This is a genomic window from Pedobacter sp. P26, from assembly GCF_050632135.1.
GTDB lineage: Bacteria > Bacteroidota > Bacteroidia > Sphingobacteriales > Sphingobacteriaceae > Pedobacter.
In genome coordinates, this window is sequence record NZ_CP192574.1 from 3,605,125 (window position 1) to 3,624,391 (window position 19,267).

At 39.7% G+C, this 19,267-nt stretch carries 16 protein-coding genes and 1 pseudogene; 11 read left to right on the forward strand and 6 right to left on the reverse strand.

Going from position 1 to position 19,267, the window contains the following annotated elements; genetic code table 11:
• The first annotated feature begins 132 nt into the window (after positions 1 to 132).
• Together ACQ86H_RS16750 and ACQ86H_RS16755 are read left to right on the forward strand one after the other, a co-directional pair.
• Complete coding sequence (locus ACQ86H_RS16750; protein WP_431291810.1) at positions 133 to 855, forward strand: hypothetical protein; 723 nt, start codon at positions 133 to 135, stop codon at positions 853 to 855.
• 329 nt (positions 856 to 1,184) lie between these two features.
• Positions 1,185 to 1,340 carry a hypothetical protein gene (locus tag ACQ86H_RS16755; RefSeq protein WP_431291811.1) on the forward strand — a complete coding sequence of 52 codons (156 nt, stop codon included), beginning with the start codon at positions 1,185 to 1,187 and terminating at the stop codon, positions 1,338 to 1,340.
• Positions 1,341 to 1,475: 135 nt separating this feature from the next.
• Here the strand turns inward: ACQ86H_RS16755 and ACQ86H_RS16760 are convergent, their stop codons facing one another.
• The 3 genes from ACQ86H_RS16760 to ACQ86H_RS16770 form a co-directional block, all read right to left on the reverse strand.
• Positions 1,476 to 1,604, reverse strand: coding sequence for a hypothetical protein (locus tag ACQ86H_RS16760; protein WP_431291812.1), 129 nt, complete (start codon positions 1,602 to 1,604; stop codon positions 1,476 to 1,478).
• 41 nt (positions 1,605 to 1,645) lie between these two features.
• Complete coding sequence (locus ACQ86H_RS16765; RefSeq protein ID WP_431291813.1) at positions 1,646 to 3,355, reverse strand: gamma-glutamyltransferase family protein; 1,710 nt, start codon at positions 3,353 to 3,355, stop codon at positions 1,646 to 1,648.
• Positions 3,356 to 3,461: 106 nt separating this feature from the next.
• The gene (locus tag ACQ86H_RS16770; protein ID WP_138823705.1) at positions 3,462 to 3,785 is read right to left on the reverse strand and encodes a TfoX/Sxy family protein; all 324 of its coding nucleotides are present in this window, start codon (positions 3,783 to 3,785) and stop codon (positions 3,462 to 3,464) included.
• Positions 3,786 to 3,921: 136 nt separating this feature from the next.
• Here ACQ86H_RS16770 and ACQ86H_RS16775 point away from each other — a divergent pair, with 136 nt between their 5' ends.
• Entirely contained in the window at positions 3,922 to 4,206 is a 285-nt protein-coding gene (locus tag ACQ86H_RS16775; protein WP_138823703.1) for a hypothetical protein, read from the forward strand.
• A 58-nt stretch (positions 4,207 to 4,264) separates the two neighbouring features.
• Here ACQ86H_RS16775 and ACQ86H_RS16780 read toward each other — a convergent pair whose 3' ends face one another.
• The 3 genes and pseudogenes from ACQ86H_RS16780 to ACQ86H_RS16790 form a co-directional block, all read right to left on the reverse strand.
• Positions 4,265 to 5,689: a glycoside hydrolase family 28 protein gene (locus ACQ86H_RS16780; protein ID WP_431291814.1), complete on the reverse strand. Its 1,425-nt coding sequence runs from the start codon at positions 5,687 to 5,689 to the stop codon at positions 4,265 to 4,267.
• A 43-nt stretch (positions 5,690 to 5,732) separates the two neighbouring features.
• Positions 5,733 to 7,360 (reverse strand): annotated as a pseudogene (locus tag ACQ86H_RS16785) (sodium/sugar symporter).
• A gap of 124 nt (positions 7,361 to 7,484) precedes the next feature.
• Positions 7,485 to 8,492, reverse strand: a complete 1,008-nt coding sequence (locus tag ACQ86H_RS16790; RefSeq protein WP_431291815.1) for a LacI family DNA-binding transcriptional regulator — start codon at positions 8,490 to 8,492, stop codon at positions 7,485 to 7,487.
• A 472-nt stretch (positions 8,493 to 8,964) separates the two neighbouring features.
• Here ACQ86H_RS16790 and ACQ86H_RS16795 point away from each other — a divergent pair, with 472 nt between their 5' ends.
• From ACQ86H_RS16795 to ACQ86H_RS16830, 8 genes are all read left to right on the forward strand, one after another.
• A complete protein-coding gene (locus ACQ86H_RS16795; protein WP_138823695.1) occupies positions 8,965 to 9,852 on the forward strand; it encodes an inositol oxygenase family protein in 888 nt (295 codons plus the stop codon).
• Positions 9,853 to 9,912: 60 nt separating this feature from the next.
• A complete protein-coding gene (locus tag ACQ86H_RS16800) occupies positions 9,913 to 11,592 on the forward strand; it encodes a SusC/RagA family TonB-linked outer membrane protein (RefSeq protein WP_431291816.1) in 1,680 nt (559 codons plus the stop codon).
• Positions 11,593 to 11,638: 46 nt separating this feature from the next.
• Positions 11,639 to 12,955 carry a TonB-dependent receptor domain-containing protein gene (locus ACQ86H_RS16805; protein ID WP_431295419.1) on the forward strand — a complete coding sequence of 439 codons (1,317 nt, stop codon included), beginning with the start codon at positions 11,639 to 11,641 and terminating at the stop codon, positions 12,953 to 12,955.
• 12 nt (positions 12,956 to 12,967) lie between these two features.
• On the forward strand, positions 12,968 to 14,566 hold the full coding sequence (locus tag ACQ86H_RS16810; protein ID WP_138823690.1) for a RagB/SusD family nutrient uptake outer membrane protein: 1,599 nt from the start codon (positions 12,968 to 12,970) through the stop codon (positions 14,564 to 14,566).
• Between the two features lie 197 nt (positions 14,567 to 14,763).
• Entirely contained in the window at positions 14,764 to 15,456 is a 693-nt protein-coding gene (locus tag ACQ86H_RS16815; RefSeq protein WP_431291817.1) for a metallophosphoesterase, read from the forward strand.
• 10 nt (positions 15,457 to 15,466) lie between these two features.
• The gene (locus ACQ86H_RS16820; protein ID WP_431291818.1) at positions 15,467 to 15,745 is read left to right on the forward strand and encodes a hypothetical protein; all 279 of its coding nucleotides are present in this window, start codon (positions 15,467 to 15,469) and stop codon (positions 15,743 to 15,745) included.
• Between the two features lie 23 nt (positions 15,746 to 15,768).
• A complete protein-coding gene (locus tag ACQ86H_RS16825) occupies positions 15,769 to 17,001 on the forward strand; it encodes an acyltransferase family protein (RefSeq protein WP_431291819.1) in 1,233 nt (410 codons plus the stop codon).
• Between the two features lie 13 nt (positions 17,002 to 17,014).
• Complete coding sequence (locus ACQ86H_RS16830; protein WP_431291820.1) at positions 17,015 to 19,210, forward strand: alpha-N-acetylglucosaminidase; 2,196 nt, start codon at positions 17,015 to 17,017, stop codon at positions 19,208 to 19,210.
• Positions 19,211 to 19,267 lie beyond the last annotated feature (57 nt).

The window sequence follows — 19,267 nt, forward strand, 5'->3', positions numbered from 1 at the left end:
CGTTAAGGGTGGGTGAAAACGGAACTATATTTTCTTTTCAGGATCTGATACACGTCATTGGCAAAATGCCTTTGCACCCAAATAACGATGTGAACAGGGTTTTTATTGGAGGATCATTTAATAATGTCAATTATGTTAAAGTTAAATAGCAGTAAACTCATTGTCTTTTTGCTGGTGGCGCTGAGCACTTCCTGCACCATCATAAAACATCCGTTTAACTTTAATAAAGACATTGATAAAGCGTTTTTGCAAAATGTGATCAGCGGAAGTAAATCTATACTGGCCGCTGAAAAGAATGCCATCAGTGCAAGAGTATATAAAGCAGGTTTTCTACAAGGCTGGATGGAACAGAATCATTTTGTAGACTGGGCAGTTCTGAGTAAACAACGCAAAAATGAGTTTACTTCCTATAACCGTGGGGGCAAAAGCGAGTATGATGTTTACCTCATTTTGTTTGATGCAAAAAGTGGAAACAAGAACAGTTTCTTGTTTTTCACGGTTCAGCGGCCATGGTTAGATACTGATACTGCTACAGGCTTTAGCCCTTTTTATTACGGAATTTTAGACAGCCGGGCAGCTGGCCCCTATCTCCTTGCTGATGAAACTTTTAAGATAACAGCTAAATGCAAAGCTTATACGCCTACCAAGAGGAACAGTAACAAAATATATTTTTTACTGGATAAACGATACGGCTCCAACTTTAATTCAGACAGTCTCCGGATTGAAAAGGTAATACTCACGCAAGACAATCAGCTAAGCGGCAACAAGGCATTAGTGATATCGGTTGATGATGTACTGGGCGATAAGGTATCGCTTATTATGAGGTATGAAGACACCATTATTTTGAAACCTTAACATTGTTAACAATGAGAAAATTAAGAAAAAAAGGGCTAAGAAAGATAAACTATTTTTCTTACCTACATTAAGGTGCGTAGAAATTGATGGCGAGTTTTGTGTTTTCGAAAGAAAAGATGGTGGTTGGAGTGAAACAGGAATAACCTATACTACTTGTGAAGAATGCAAAAAGAAAACCGGAACATATCGCTGTTTTTCTACATAATTCTTACCCTTTCAAAACAAACATTATCTTAACATTTACGAAACACAATACTTACATTAAAGGATTATCTTAGCAAACACAAACCAGCTTTCTTTGTTTTATAACCAGATTAGAGCGGCACAACATGGAAAAAGAAATGCAATCTGAAAGGGATATACAATGCGAATTCCTAAATATTTTTAAATTTATATGGGCAGCTTGTGGCATAGTTCCATTAGGTGAAGCGCCGGAAAATCCAGAGACAGAAAATGCAAATCTTCATCAAAGCATGCAATTATAAATATTAACTGTAATTACGTTTAGTAGTTAACTGCATTATAAATTTCAATACTAAGCGTGTTTAGACACGTGCATTTTGTTCATTATTTCTACCAAATAATAAAATTATAGCCCAGTATACTACGATCCTAATTTACTACCATGCAATGCCATAATCTTCTCCATGGTTACTCGATCCACCTTGCAAACTATTGTGTTTCCAATCAAAATAAATGGCATTGATAGGGCCACTGGTACGTTCTGAAAAACTGAGTGTATAACCCATTTTTTTCAATTCAGTACGCACCTCCTCTTTAGTATTGGCATTTAATAAGATCTGACCGGGTTTTGGTTCTCTGTCGCTCGTTTTAGCCCCCCCAGAGAAAGCCAAAGTTGATTGGTATTAAAATTAGCTGCTTCGGTTGCCCTTTGCACATTCATATCAAATTCAGCCATATTTAAAAAGAATTGCAGTAAGTTCTGGTCCTGGGTATCCCCACCCTGAACTGCAGCAGCTATAAGAGGTTTACCATCTTTGAGAAATAGTGAGGGCGATAAGGTTACTCTTGGTCGTTTGCCAGGCGCAACAACATTGAAGGGGTTTAAGGCAGAATCGAGCACAAAACTTTGCATGCGCTGACTCATTCCAATACCTGTATTACCGGCAATACAGGCCGGAAGCCAACCTCCGCTTGGGGTAACTGATACTACCCAACCTGCTTTGTCTGCAGCTTCTATAGATGTTGTTCCCCGCCACAAGCGGTCTTCATAAATTTCTTTTGGCGTATTGTTGCCCAGGTCGTGCTTTGGTGCAAAATTACGTTTGGCTGTATCCGGGTTATAACCCCTGCTTTTTAACAGATTTAAATAAGGGTTTTTCTTTCCCTCATATGGGTAAGGATCGCCAGGGCCTACGTTTGCATCATTTTTATTAAACTGAATAAGTGATGCACGCTGTTTTGCATAATCTTTACTTAAAAGACCTTTTATTGGTTCAGCAGGATTTTGATCTGGATCTCCATAATAAAAATCACGGTCAGCAAACGACAGGTTCATTGCCTGATAAACAGTATGAATATATTTTGAACTATTATAGCCCATTGCTTTCAGATCAAAATTCTCCAGTATATTTAAAGCTTGCAGTAAAACAGGTCCTTGTGTCCACTGTTTTAATTTATACACCTTGATTCCTTTATAATCGGTGCTTAGCGCTTCTTCTTCAACCGGTTTCCATTTAGCAAGGTCATCCATGGTAATTAAACCACCCTGTTCTTTGCTTCCGCGAACAAATTCTTTTGCGATATCTCCTTTATAAAAACGATCATAAGCGGCCATTAATGCCTCTTGTCGGGTGCTTCCTTTCTTTAATGCTGCTTGCTCTGCTTCAACCATTTTGGTTAGGGTGGCCAACAGCTCTTTTTGAACAAAAACCTCCCCTGCTTCTGGCGCCTCCCGTTTCTCACCCAAATGTGGCAACAACACCTTTTTACTGTAAGGCCAGGTTTTAATCAAATCTTTATCCCGTTCCATACTGTTTGCAGCCTGTGCTTCTATGGCATAACCTGCAGCCATCTGCATGGCAGGTGCTAAAACCTGACCCAGGCTCATGCTGCCGTATTTACTCAGCATGTAGATCAAGCCGCCGGGCGTACCTGGTGTGGTGGCGGCCAGAGGACCGTATTCTGGCGGAAAACTATAACCTTTAGCTTTAAAAAAGGCTAGGGTTGCTCCGGTTGGTGCAACGCCCATCGCATTAATGGCGATCACCTTTTTTGTATTCGGATTGTAAATCAGCGCCTGCGTCTCTCCTCCCCAGCTCAAGGTATCCCACATGGTGCAAGTGGCAGCTAACATGGCACATGCCGCATCAACAGCATTTCCCCCTTGCTGAAAGATCATTGCACCCGCTGTTGCTGCCATTGGCTTTCCGGTGATGGCCATCCAGCTGTTACCATAAAGCATCGGCTTTTGCGTTTGCTGTGCGAATAAAGGGTGAAAAGAAAGTGATAATAACAGAACAAGGAATAAATTTTTCATACTTCCAATATAGCTAAAATATGCACTACAACAACCCTGCTCCAGCAGTAAAAGCCTTAATTCAGGGCAATAAAACAATCTTGTTACGAAATTTTAAATCATGTCTTCATTTCTTTTTCCGTGGCTTGGGTTCGGGTAGTTCAGCTACTGTAATGCTGATCAGTTTTTTTAACCAATCGCTATCTTCCAATTGCTCTTCTATTAAAAATTGATTTTTTGCACCTGGATAAGGTGGCGCTTCTACAACGTCAATTATATAAGCTCTTCCCGATAAAGTAGGTTTAACAAACAATTTGTTATCGCACACGAGCGCAAATAACTTATCATCAAAATACAAACCGTATTCACCAAACATTTTCTTAAAGGTAACACGTCCGGAATAACCAATCTGATCGATAACAAAGTCTACGAATTTCTGATCTGATGCCATTTTTAAATTGATTTATTTGATTAAGATCTTTCTCTTTTGATTCTGGTTTGCAATAATACGCTTAATCACTAAATTTGCCGCTCTAAAAGCCAGTTGCCGATCAATCAACTGTTACGCTAAATGTTAAAAAACTAAAATGGAAGAAAACGATTTTGTTTCTATCTGGCTGGAAGAAAACGGAAATCCAGCAATTGAGAAACTAGAACAGCTAAACCTCGAAGTTGCCCTTAAAACTACAGAAATACTTGCAATAAAGGGTTCATCTGAAAAAGACCTTGCGTTTATACTGGATATTAATCCTGATGAAATCAAAAGGTGGTTAACTGGCAGACATGTTTTCAGTATCAAAACTATTAATGAAATTACAGCTGCATTAGCTGAAATTGACATCAGTAACAACGGAAAGCAACAGATAAATTAATATATTAAAACGCAGCAGGGGCTGGTTCACGAACGCAGCCCAAGTATTTAAAATTTCCTTACTTCTCTAATGTAGTTTCGCTAAAGTTAACCGTTTTAAGTTTACTCACATTCTTTTCCTCCAAAGCTTTTCCTGCATAGTCTGGCTTATTTGTACCCCATACTACATTGCTGTTAAGCAGGCTGATGTATCCGGTATTTTCAAAATAAAACCCCGCAATCGCACTTTTAACCAGCCCTTCAACATTGCTTGGCCTGCGGTCATATACTCCTCCTGCTTCTTTTGTTGTTTTATCGAGGTAAACACTCACCTGGTCAAAGTAGATTTCGGAAATTTTATCCGGACTTTCTCCACTAATGTAAACTCCGCTTTCTCCTGTACACCGGATATTACTGAAATAAATATTTTTAACTGCCCCAACCTTGCCCTTGGTTTGGCCCTTCGGCAATCGCCAGCCAGCATCTTTATTGTTGCTGGTTGCTCTTGGATAAGCGGTGATATAAATCGGCTCTGCCTTACCCCACCATACATCCGAAAAAAGTTTTGATTCGATAAACAGGTTAGAAAAAATTACATTATCTACGGTCCCCTCATCACGGTTTTGAATCCCTATACCGCGGTTACTCTTTCTGATATTGCAATTATTGATCAGTACATTGCTAATCCTGTCCATATTTTCAGAACCTATTTTAATGGCGCAAGAGCTGGAGGTCATGGTACAGTTGCTGATCACAATGTTTTCGCAGGCGCCATATTCTTCAAACTCACGCCTGTTTTTTAAGCAGATACAGTCGTCACCCGATTCGATAAAACAATTGGTAATCCGCACGTTTTTACTGTGATCCAGATCAATACCATCACTATTACGGATCTTAATGCTGTTCAGTAATGTTATATTCGATATCGAAACATCATTACAACCTATTAAATGAACGGTCCAGTAGGCAGAATTTTGAAAAGTTACCCCATCTATATTCAGTTTATTACAGCCGGTTAGCGTAAGCAAATGCGGTCGCGGATCTACAATATTAAAAGGTTTTAAAACATACGAGTCGCTAAGCTCCTCCCCCATAAACGAAATTCCATTTCCATCAATCACCCCTGTTCCGCTAATGCTTACCTGTTCAAGCTTTTCTCCGCCTATCCAGATGGTACCCTCGCCTTTATTTTCTCTAAAAGCACTTTGCGTATACAGTTTTTCATCAGGACTGGCCAGGATTTTAGCACCACCCTCTACCCTTAAATCAACAAACGATTTTAAGTTAAATGGACCGGCTAAAAATACATTCCCGGCGGGTACAATTACCTGCCCGCCCCCTGCTGCAGAACAGGCATTAATGGCTTTCTGAATGGCCGCTGCATCGTTGGTTTTGCCATCGCCAACTGCACCATAATTTTTAATATTATATAATTTATTCTGGGCCATCCCACTGAAAGAAATCAGCAGTGCAAAAAAAGTAAAATTCTTATCTTCATTTCTCAATTCGTTATAAATATAAATTGGGTTATTTTAAGTACATACTCACTTACCAAAAAACGGTATAAAGCGCTGCAAGAATACCACAAATAATAACCGAGGCAATGGTAAATGCCGGAGTAACCTTAAACATGCTGCTATCAATCTCCAGTCCCTGCGGGTTATCTTTACTTTTAGGATCCGTTAAGGTTACCAGAACCATTAAAACCATAATAATCACAAATACCCACGACATTCTATTCAAGAAAGGAATCGGTGCAATAGCGCCGCTGCTTAGCGCAGGCAGGAATTTAAAAAAAGCAGATAAAGGGATGGTTAATAAAGAAGCGACAAGCGCAGCACGTGAAGTGGTTTTCTTCCAGAAAAAGCCTAGTAAAAAGATCGCAAAAACACCCGGCGAAATAAAACCAACATATTCCTGAATAAACTGATAAACCTGATCGAAACTCCGCAATGCAGGAGCGATAACGATAGCAATTAAAGATGCGACAACCACAGACCAGCGACCAACTGAAACCAATCGTGTTTCTGATGCTTCGGGTTTGATAAACTTCTTGTAAATATCAAGTGTAAAAATAGTGGCAATGCTATTACATTTTCCGGCAAGTGAGGCTACTATAGCGGCAGTAAGCGCAGCAAAAGCAAGTCCTTTTATTCCTGCGGGTAATAAATTCATGAGAACCGGGTATGCATGATCAGGTTTAACAGTTCCGGCTGCATCAAGCATTTCGGAATGGAAATAACCACGCTGATAAAGCACATAGGCAGCAATACCTGGGATAACAACAATTACCGGAATGAGTAATTTCAAAAATGCGGCAAATATTAATCCGTTACGCCCGGTCTTTAAATCGGCTCCCAATGCCCGCTGAACAATATACTGGTTACAACCCCAATAATTTAAATTATTGATCCACAAACCACCTACCAGTACCGCAATACCAGGCAATTCGCTGTAAAATTTATCTCCTTTAGAAAATATCATATGAAAGTGATCAGATGCTTCGCTGCGCAATAATGGAAGAGAGGCCAAAACGCTGGGTGCATCCAATTTTTCAGCTACAAGTTTAAGCGCCATATAACAGGTAATCAATCCGCCTGCCACTAAAACAAAAACCTGTATCACATCAGTATAACCAATTACCTTCATGCCGCCAAGGGTGATAATAGCAGAAAAAATAGCCAGGAAAATGATGCATATATTAAAAGGAATGCCCGTAATCGTTTCAATAGCAATGGCACCAAGAAAGAAAATGGAAGTTAAGTTTACAAATACATAAACAAGTAACCAAAAAACTGCCATTAATGTACTTACCGTATTATTATAACGGTTAGACAGAAACTGTGGCATGGTGTAAATTTTGTTCTTAATGTAAATGGGCAGAAAGAATATAGCCACAATAATTAATGTAGCGGCAGCCATCCATTCGTAACTGGCAATGGCGAGCCCCATAGCAAAACCCGAACCCGACATGCCAATAAAATGTTCGGCAGAAATATTAGAAGCAATGATAGATGCACCAATTGCCCACCAGGTGAGTGAGCCTTCTGCCAAAAAATAATCCTTCGTATCAGTACGCTTTTTTTCTTGCTTCGATAAACCCAATAGCCGTATACCGAAACAATGATAAAATACATTAAAAAAACAACATAATCGAATACAGACAAGTGATTCATAAGGGTTTTTTACATTTGGTTTTTTTAAAAGTCAGAAAAAATCCCAATGTTGAAGGTTTAATTCGATTATTTAATTACGTAAACGTTTTCGCGTATCAGCTAGCTATAACTTAAATTCAGCCTGTTAACAACCTGTAGATTCGCGTTTGGTCAGCACCGATTTCAATATGATATTCTGTTCATCGTCCAGTTGTTTATTGTTAAGGGTTTTGAAAAGGCATTTTGCCGCTTCACGTCCAATTTCGAAGGCAGGCTGCGAAATTGTGGTAAGCGAGGGGCTTAAGAGCTTTGCCGTACTCAGGTTAGAAAAACTGAGAACTTTAATATCATCCGGAATCTGCAAACCCAATTCCCTGCAAGCGCAATAAGCAGGAATGATGAATTCTTCAATAGAAGAAAAAAGTGCATCGGGTTTATACTTCCCAAGCAATTCCTTGATCTGTTGCAGGTTAAATTCTTCGTCATCATGATATTTAACAATGACTTCATCCGAAGCCATTATCCCATGTAATTTCAGTGCATCGAGATAACCGGCAAACCTTGCTTTACCTGCCGGAAGATTTTCGAGGCCAAATAAATAGGCAATTTTGGTACAGCCGCACTCAATTAAATGTTCAGTGGCCTGGAAAGCAATCTCATAATCATCAGTAGTTACTTTAACCGCATCCAGGTTTTCATATACCCGATCAAAAAATACCAGAGGGATTTTCTTAACCAGATTGGCGTAATATTCACTATTGTATTCACTGCTTGATACGGAAGTAAGAATACCATCTACCCTCCCGTTTAACAAACTATTGGTGAAAGCTTTTTCTGCTTCTATATTTTCATGGGTTTGATAAATGAGCACATGGTAACCATGCTGTCGGGCTATTTCTTCAATTCCCATGATAGATAAGGAGAAAAAATTATTGGCTACGCAGGGTATAACTACTGCAACAGTTTTGGTTTTGTTGCTCCGAAGGTTACTCGCTGCCGGATTTGGTGTATAATTCAGTTCCTTAGCCAAAGTCCACACCCTGTTTTTGGTTTTTAAACTGATTTCATAGCTGTCGTTGAGGGCCTTAGAAACGGTTGCAATAGAAATATTCAATTCCTGAGCCAACCGCTTAATATTAACTGTTTCCGCCATGTCTTTAATTTTGTTTTGTTAGTTTTTTGAAGTTTACCTGGCTTCACCAAGAGCATTGAGATAAGCCAAATCCTCCCTTTTTTCACCAGCAACTTCATCAAAAACAGCTGCTTCCTGGCTATACGGATATAACCAGGTGAAGTTGATGTTCAGAAACAAGTTAGCTGAGTAAGCAGCCGATATCTTTTCCTACCGGAATAAATATCTGGCCGCGAACGAAAATATAAAATAATCGTTACATCACCGTTCATTTTTTTCTTTTGTCTTTTCTCTAACATACGTTCAGTCAAATCAGCCAAAAATCATAACTACTTAAATTTAAACATTTTAAACCATATTTTTTAATCCAAAACAGGATTTTACGTAATCGTTTAAGTAAATAAAGTTGGTGAAACATAAAATTTTAAGCTTTCAAAAACTCAACTTTAACCCAACAACCAACAAAATTTCATACAAATCAATTTCTAGCCTTATGAGAAACCAAAGTGCATCTTCAGAGGACAATCAAAATCCATTGCAAAATCTTGATCAATGGGAAGAGGATATATTAACCCGCTATCCGGATCCTAAAAACATCAATGCTGACAAAAAAGAAGAGCAGTTCAGAAATTACGAAGAAACAGAAAAAGACAGTGTAAAAGAGTTTTACAGGCTTAACCATACCTATCAAACATACGATTTCGTAAAACAGAAAAAAGCAGATTACTTAAAGTTCGACAAGCAAGAGATGCCAATCTGGAGTGCGTTTGATTTTCTGAATAAGCTGGTGGATGATTCTGATCCGGATACCGATTTAGACCAGATGCAACACCTGTTGCAGACGTCTGAGGCCATCAGAAACGACGGCCATCCCGATTGGATGGTATTGGTTGGGTTAATCCACGATATGGGTAAAGTGCTTTGTTTATTCGGAGAGCCACAATGGGCCGTAGTTGGTGATACTTTCCCGGTAGGATGTGCGTATTCAGATAAAATTGTTTATCCGGAATTTTTCAGTCAGAATCCCGATTATAATAATGAAACTTATCAAACCAAATTGGGTGTCTACACTCAAAATTGCGGCCTCGATCATGTAGATATGTCTTGGGGGCATGATGAATATGTATACCACATGATGAAGCCCTACCTGCCAGAACCAGGTTTATATATGCTCCGTTACCATTCCTTTTATTCACAGCACAGGGAAAATGCGTATGAGCACCTGATGAATGAAAAAGACCATGAAATGTTTAAATGGGTTAACCTGTTTAACCCTTACGATTTATATTCTAAAAACCCCAATCAGAAAAGCTGGGAAGAACTGCAGCCTTATTACAAAGCACTGGTGGCTAAATATTTACCGGCTACTATTAAATTTTAATTCTATCTCCAAACATTAATAACCAAATAAACAATTTATGAATCTAATTTTACAAAAATCATGAGATTTAAATGTACACGCTTAAAGTATAGTGGCATATTTATGCTGCTTTTACTTATCAGCCAGGTGTTCAATGTTGCCTACGCGCAAACTGAACGAAAAATTACTGGAAATTTATTAGATAATACAAACCAGCCTGTAATCGGTGCGTCTGTTTCAGTAAAAGGTACCTCGAAAGTAACTTCCACAGGTACAGATGGATCATTCAGCATTTCAGCAAAAACCGGCGACAAAATTCTTTTCAGTTTCCTGGGCTATCAAACTAAAGAACTTACCGTAGGTACAGCATCTACCTATAAAGTCACTATCTTAGAATCTACGGCCGCTCTTAATGATGTGGTTGTAGTGGGTTATGGTAAAAGTTCAAGAAAAGCGTTAACCAGTTCCATATCTACGGTTAAAGGTGATGATTTGAATAAAGGGGCCATTAGTGATATTGGCCAGATGTTACAAGGTAAAGTACCGGGATTAAACATTACCAGAAATGGAGATCCTAGCCAAAATGCAGCAATCATTATGCGTGGTGCATCTACCCTTCGCGATGGTGCACAATCGCCGTTATTTGTAATTGATGGTGTGGTTGGTGCCGACATTTCAATTCTGGCACCAGATGATATTGCTTCGATCGATGTACTAAAAGATGCTGCAGCTGCCGCTATTTATGGTAACAGGGCTGCAAATGGTGTAATTATGGTAACCACCAAAAGAGGTGTAGCAGGTGCAACACAGATTGCTTACAATGGTTACTTTGGTGTAGAAAACGTATCTAACCGGTATGACATGATGAATGCTGATCAGTTAAAGGCATTCCTAGCGAAAAGCAATTCCGCCCTTACACCAGCCAATGATAAAGGTGCTAATACCAATTGGCAAAACGAGGTACAACGCAGTAATGCTTTATCATACAACCACAACGTCTCTTTAAGTGGTGGTACGGAAAAAACTACCTACAATGCCAGTTTAAATTATTTTAAACAAGAAGGAATTATCAAAACCAGCGATTTAGACAGATTTATCGGTCGCATCGGGATTGAACAAAAAGCTTTAAACGATAAGTTGAAGATCGGATTGAACATTAGCAACTCGGTAACCAACGCTAATCTGGTTCCATATCGTAATACCGTGCTATCGCAAATGCTTACTTACCTGCCAACAGCACCGGTAAAAAATCCTGATGGGTCTTATTTCGATAACTTAATCCAGACCAGCTATTATAATCCGGTTTCTATGCTTGAAAACGGTACAGAGAACCTGAAGAATAAAAATATCTTAGGAAATTTAACCGTTAACTTAAAATTACCATTTGGCTTCTCTTACGATGTTTCTGCATCTTACCAGAATAGCCAAAATGTTTATGGTGCATTTTATAATAACATCTATACTTCCAGGTATAACAATGTTCGTAACACGCCAGAACCACCGGCAACACCTAGCTTTGTAACCCTGGTGGGTAAAGATGGCTTGGCGGTTAGAAATGCCTATCAAAACACCAATAAAATTATAGAAACGTATTTAACCTGGAATAAAAAATTTGGTGACCACGACATCAATGCCGTTGTTGGTTATTCTTATCAGCAATCGCTAAATAATGATGGGTTTCAGGCTACCTCTACAAATTTCCCGATTAACCAGGTTAGTTATAATAATTTAAGTTTAGGGAAACCCATACGCGGTAACTGATTTTAGAGTTGATTTTAATCCAAATGTAACTTATCAGGAAATTTTGATGATCTCTGATTTTGCAAGGGTAAATTATAATTATAAAAACAAATATCTTTTACAAGGATCGATTAGAAAAGACGGGTCGAATGTATTTGGTGCTAATGAGAAATGGGGATATTTCCCATCTGTAGGTGCAGCATGGAACATTGATCAGGAAAATTTCTTTAAAAATATAGGCGTAATTAAAACCCTTAAATTGAGAGGTAGTTATGGTATTGCGGGTAACTCGCTTGGTTTTGCCCCATTGACTACTAAACTTATTTACGGGCAGGTAGGACAATTTTATTATAACGGTTCACCGAGAGAAGGTGCCTATGGTGCAATCCAAAATGAAAACCCTGATTTAAGATGGGAGAAAACGGCTACAACCAATATTGGTTTAGATTTTGGACTATTTAATGGCAGATTAACAGGATCGGTAGACGTGTATGATAAAAAAACAACCGATCTGATTTTGACATTTGGCGTTGATCCGAACTTATACCCAGCAGGTTCTTATACGGCAAATGTTGGTAGTCTGAGCAACAAAGGTATTGAGGTGGCTTTAAACGGTACGCCAGTAAGCACGGATAACTTCAGCTGGACTACCGGATTTAACCTGGCGCATAACCAAAATAAAATCATTACCTTATCAGATGATAGCAGATTCAATATCGAGGATCGCCTTACTGTTTCTCCTGATGGTGCCGGACAAAGTGGTGCAACACTTCAAATACTAAAACCAGGGCAGCCAATCGGAACTTTTTTCACCTTTAAGTATGCAGGTAAAGATGCAAATGGTGTTTCACAGTATTATGACGCTGCAGGAAATATAACAAAGACCCCGCTTAACAAAACCGACTATTATATTCTTGGCAATGCGCAACCGAAAGCGCTGTTAGGTTGGTCAAACAATTTAAGATATAAGAATTTTGATTTAAGTGTATTTATGAGAGCGGCGTTAGGCGTTAAAATTATGAACGTTACCCGTGCTGATTTGTTCAGACCGAGCACTGCACAGTTTACCAATATACCGGTAGAGGTTGAAAATGAATCACCAGCTGATTTCAACTCCTATAAATATTCGAGCAGGTTCCTGGAAAATGGTAGTTACCTGCGTTTAGATAATGCTACGCTTGGGTATACTTTCAAAAAAGGTCTTATTCCTGGTGTAAACGCTATCCGTTTGTATACTACAGCGAATAACCTGTTTGTAATAACAGGCTATAAAGGCATCGACCCGGAAATTAACCAGGGCGGTACTGCTCCGGGTGTAGATACCAATAACTTTTACCCTAAAACCAGAACATTTTTATTCGGGTTAAACGTATCATTTAATTAAAAATCACAAAAGATGAAAAATCTTATTAAATACATAGCAGGTACAGCTTTATCGCTAAGCCTGTTCACATCTTGCCATAAACTGGACTTGAAAGTGGAAACACAGCTCACCCCTGAAACATTTCCTCAAACAGACCAACACTTTATACAGCTAACCGGTCAGGTATATGTACAGCTTCGCCAAAACTGGAGTACCGATTATTTCTTTATGCAGTCTTTAAGTACTGATGAAGCCATTATGCCTGCCAGGGGCGGTAACTGGTATGATGGTGGCGTATTTGAAAACCACCATAAGCATACCTGGACTAAAGATAATGGCCATGTAAATAGTGGCTGGGGCTGGCTTTCCGCAACCATAAGTAAAGCAAATCAAAGCTTGTTCTTACTGAAAGATGCGGCTGAATCTCCGGGAAAAACAGCAGCAGTAGCAGAAGTTAGGGCTACCAGAGCCCTGGCATTATTCATGATGATGGATTTATGGGGGAATATTCCTGTTGTAACCACTTTCGGGCAAACAACGCCGCCTGAAACCAAATCGCGCCTTGAAGTTTTCAACTTTATTGAAGCAGAACTTAAGGAAGTATTGCCTAATTTAAGTAGCGCGGTAGGAACAGCGACTTATGGCCGCCCAAATAAGTATACAGCTTATGCTATTCTGGCTAAAATGTACCTGAATGCAGAAGTTTATATTAATACACCAAAATACAATGAAGCAGTAGCCATGTGCGATGCCATTATTGGGGCTTCAGGTTCTCCTTATAGCTTAGAAAGCGATTACAGAAAAATGTTTTTCATAGATAATGGACCTCAGATCAAAGAATTTATTTTTGCGATCCCTTTCGATCCGGGTTTTAGTAATGGTACCATGATTTATTCGCGTTACTCCTTACCTCGTTCTTTACAGAAAAAATACAGCTTAAAATTTACGCCAAGTGCACCAATGAGTACCTTGCCTGAATATTATGCTAATTTCAATGATCCTAATGATAAAAGGAATGCACAATGGATCAAAGGACTACAGACATATTATGATGGCTCACCGGTAACAGTGCCTACCACAAAAAAAGGATATGATCAATTTTATACCGGTTCAGATGGAGCAGATGCCCTTACCTATCAGGTTGATATTACACCAAATGTTACCCTTAGAGATGCATCAAGACCTTTTGATGCCGGAAACGATGAAATTGCCTGGAATATGGGATACAGAAATAATAAATTTTACTGTGACAGTACCTCATCCAGCAGAAACCAGAATAATGATGTACCGGTTTTCAGGTATTCTGATATTTTGTTAATGAAAGCAGAAGCGATATTGAGAGGCGCAACACCAACACAAGGTCAAACTGCTTTATCATTGGTAAATCAGTTACGTGCCGTTCGTACTACTTCACCTGCATGGACCTCAGTTACCTTAGAAGACTTATATAAAGAACGTTGCAGAGAAATGGCCTGGGAATGCTGGCACCGTAACGATATGATACGCTTTGGAAAGTATGAAGGTACATGGGGCTTTAAAACGGATGCGCAAACTTTTCACCGACTCATGCCGATTCCAGCCTCAGCTCTAATTTTAAATCCTAAATTGAAACAAAATCCAGGATACAATTAGAAATATCCAGCAAATTTATAAGAAGAGGTTGTCTCATAAATACAGATGTCATACCGAGCTTGTCGAAGGACTTGCGAAAGTGTCTTTTAAGGCGTTTCGACAAGCTCAACGTGACAAAATTCAAAGATAAATTGATTTATGAAATAGCCTCTTCTTATTTTTTTATCCTAAACTTGCAACAGCTTAAACCTGCCTTTATGATTAAAAAATTACTACTGATTTTCCCCCTTGTTATTTCGGGTTCATTATATGCTCAAACTATAACCAAAAGGCCTTCACAAAATATTACGGCAACAAAGGTGCTGACCAGAGATCCAACTGCCTTAAATTTCATCGCTATGGGCGATTGGGGACGGAACGGTGCCGATCATCAAAAACAGGTAGCCAAACAAATGGGTATTACAGCATCCGAAGTAAAGGCTAATTTTATTATTTCTACCGGCGATAACTTTTATCCCAGTGGCGTAATCAGCGCACAAGATCCTTCTTTTAAATATTCTTTCGAAGATATATATACCGATTTTTCATTACAATGGGACTGGTACCCTGTTCTGGGCAACCACGATTATAAATCAAACCCCGATGCACAGGTAGATTATTCAAAAATCAGCCGCAGGTGGAAAATGCCGGCCCGGTATTATGCGAAGAAATTTCCCATCAATGGAGACCTCGATAACCAGGTACTCATTGCTTTTATTGATACCAACCCGCTTATACCCGAATTTTACAGCAATGCCGAATATGGCCCAAATGTTAAAGGACAAGATACCACCGCACAGAAACGTTGGATAGCTAAAACACTGGCCGATACTGATCCTGCAATTAAGTGGAAAATTGTTGTAGGCCACCACCCTATTTATACAGGCGGCAGCCGCACCGAGTGCATATGATACCAAAGCTGTGCGTAATTCCTTAAAATCAACTTTTGAAAAATATGGCGTAGATGTGTATCTTACCGGTCACGAACACAGTATGCAGTATATTAAACCTGCCGGAAAAACACATTATTTTATTTCTGGTTCAGCTTCTGAAAAAACACCAGTAAAACTCATTACCGATGCCGAAATGGTGGCATCTGAATATGGCTTCATGTTATTCTCGGTTAGCAACAACCAATTACGCGTACAAGCCATTAACGATCAGGGTGAAATTATTTATAACACACTCATTAAAAAATAATCCAAATAAGCGCCATCTGTACCATGGATAAAACAACCAGTACCATATCTTCAACAGCATCCCCTGAAAATAAACCCAGGCGGCTCCTATCGCTGGATGCCTTACGTGGCTTTGATATGTTTTGGATTGTGAGTGGCGAAGGTATTTTTCATGGATTGGCCAATGGCATTAAAGAAGACCATGCACTGATACGGGATCCGTACAACTGGACCATTGCAAGCACCCCAAACCTTTCCCTGTTCGAAAAGATTTTAGTAGGCATCAGCAACCAGCTGCACCATTCGCCCTGGAATGGCTTTACCTTTTACGATCTTATTTTCCCGCTTTTTATCTTTATTTCGGGGGTATCTATGCCTTTTTCTTATCAGAAGTATTTCATGGAAAAAGAGACCGGGCAGGCATCAACAGGTAAAATTTATTATGCCCTGATTAAAAGAACCCTGATTTTAATTTTACTGGGTGCAGTAGTTAACGGCATGCTGCAATGGAAAGGTTATGAGCAGATCCGTTTTGCCAGTGTACTGGGTCGTATCGGCCTGGCCACTTTCTTTGCTGCTTTAATTTATCTGAATACCTCACTTAAAAAACAGGTCATCTGGTTTGTATCTATCCTGGCTGGCTATTACCTCATCATGCGCTTTGTACCCGTTCCAGGCTTTGGCAGTGGTATATTTACGCCAGAGGGCAATCTTTCAGCTTATATAGATCGTTTGTTGCTTCCAGGCAAGCTTCACCGTGTAGTTTACGATCCGGAAGGTTTACTGAGTACTATACCGGCCATTTGCTCGGCCATGCTGGGCATATTTACCGGCAGCTTTATAAAGGATAAAACAGTATGCCCCAATCCAAATAAAAAAGTATTGTATTTAATCATTGCGGGTATTACACTACTGCTAATTGCACTCGCTGGCAGCTTCTTTTTCCCGATCAACAAAACCATGTGGACGAGCACCTTTGTACTTTTTGCAGGCGGCTGGAGCATCATACTTTTTGCACTTTTCTATTATTTTATCGATGTGTGCAGTTATCAAAAATGGTGCATGCCCATGGTATGGATGGGTACCAATTCCATCTTAATTTATATTTTTGCGCACGGTCTGTTCAACTTCGAATCTACTGCTAACTTCCTCTTCGGTGGAATTATCAATACCATCCCTGCCACGTGGCAACAGGCTGGCGTATGGACAGGTGTACTCCTAATACAATTGTTTGGCTTAAAGTTCCTCTTCGATAAAAAGTGGTTCCTAAAAATTTGATATGAAAATAAAAATGCTATTCATAGTACTGCTCGTACTATCGTTCACTAACCTGTGGTCTCAGGAATACCTGGTCTCATCTAATCAACTTATTGCGCGGATTTTACCAAAACAACACCAGACATTCGTTACCAAAAGTATTGCTGCAGTAAACGGTAAAGATGTTTTTGAAATTGAAAGCAGCAACAACAAGATCGTACTTAGTGGCAGCAGCGGTGTTGCCCTGGCTTCGGCTTTTTATTATTACTTAACTGAATATGCCCACTGCCAGATTACCTGGAATGGCACAAATTTAAATTTGCCTGCTACCCTGCCTGCTGTAAAAACGAAATTAAGAAAGGAAACACCCTACGATTACCGTTACTATTTAAACTATTGTACTTTTAATTACAGTATGAGCTGGTGGGATTGGCCGCGCTGGGAAAAAGAGATAGACTGGATGGCACTACATGGTATTAACATGCCTCTCGCCATTACCGGCGAAGAATATACCTGGTACCTTTTATACAAAGAAATGGGCTTTTCGGATGAAGAACTTAAAGGTTTTTTTACCGGTCCTGCTTATTTCTCCTGGTTTTGGATGGGTAATATTGATGGCTGGGCTGGTCCGCTTCCGGTAAGCTGGATGAAAAGTCACTTTGAACTGCAAAAGAAAATTTTAGCACGGCAAAGGTCGCTGGGAATGAAACCGGTACTGCCTGCCTTTACCGGACATGTTCCCGCAGCATTTAAAAATAAATTTCCACAGGCAAAGTTAAAAGCCACCAACTGGACCAATGGCTTTGCCGATACTTATATTCTTGATTCGGAAGACCCGATGTTTGCGCAGATCGGGAAGAAATTCCTGCAAAAACAAACTGAATTATTGGGCACCGATCACCTTTACTCTGCCGATACTTTTAACGAAAATGAGCCACCTTCTTCCGATCCCGGTTTTTTAGGTAAACTAAGCGCAAGGATTTACGACGGTATGGCACAAGCAGATCCGAAAGCCATTTGGGTAATGCAGGGATGGTTATTCTACAGTGATCGAAAATTTTGGAAAGAGCCACAAACAGAGGCCTTATTAAAGGCCGTACCAAACGATAAGATGATTTTACTCGACCTGGCTACCGAAATAGAACCGGTTTGGAAAAGGACACAAGGCTTTTATGGTAAACCATGGATCTGGAATATGCTGCACAATTTTGGTGGCAATACCAACCTTTTTGGGCGGATGGATGTAGTGGCAACTGCGCCGGCCGAGGCACTCAATGATCCACAAAGTGGTAAAATGAAAGGTATTGGATTGAGCATGGAGGGCATAGAACAAAATCCGGTACTTTATGAGTTAATGATGGATAATGCCTGGCAGTCTAAACCCATAGCTTTAAAAACCTGGTTACCCAAATTTGTGCGCAACCGCTACGGAAAAAGTAATGTAAATGCGTTAAAAGGTTGGGAAATATTGCGTAAAACCGTATACAACGTTCCGGCTGATCAATATATCAGAGATGGTGCAGAATCGATTATTCAGGCACGTCCTACTTTCGATTCGTTAACCCGTTGGGCAAAAACCACCTTAAATTACCAGGAAAAAGATTTGCTTCCGGCCTGGGATGAATTTGTAAAAGCCGCACCGCTTTGCAAAACCAGCGATGGTTTTCAATACGATCTGGTTGATATTACCCGACAGGTAATGGCCAATTATGCCTTGCCCGTACAAAGAAACATGGTGGCGGCCTACCGCAAAAAAGACCTGCTTACGTTTAAAAAAGAAAGTAGCAAATTTATCCAGCTGATTGATGATATGGACAGGCTATTGGCCACCAGAAAAGATTTTATGCTTGGGCCATGGGTAAGTGATGCAAGGAAATGGGGAGAAACCCCAGCTGAAAAAGCACTTTACGAAATGAATGCCAAAGACCTGATTACCCTTTGGGGTGATGCGAAAAGCCCCTTGAACGAGTATGCCTGCAGGCAATGGAGCGGCTTGTTAACTGATTTTTATAAACCAAGGTGGCAGCTTTTCTTTGCCCGTGCCGAACAATCACTAAAACAGCAAAGCGATTTTAATACCAGCCAATTTAATGAAGAAGTAAGCAACTGGGAATGGAAATGGGTGAATCAGCGAAAAGACTACCCGACTAAAACTGTTGGAAACCCGGTAAATGTGGCACTGGAAATGTATCAGAAATACCGCAAAACCATCGGGGTAATGCACCAGTAAATCTCGTTAAGGAAATTGAAAAAACAGTATACAATAACAGCATCGTTTTAAAAAAAC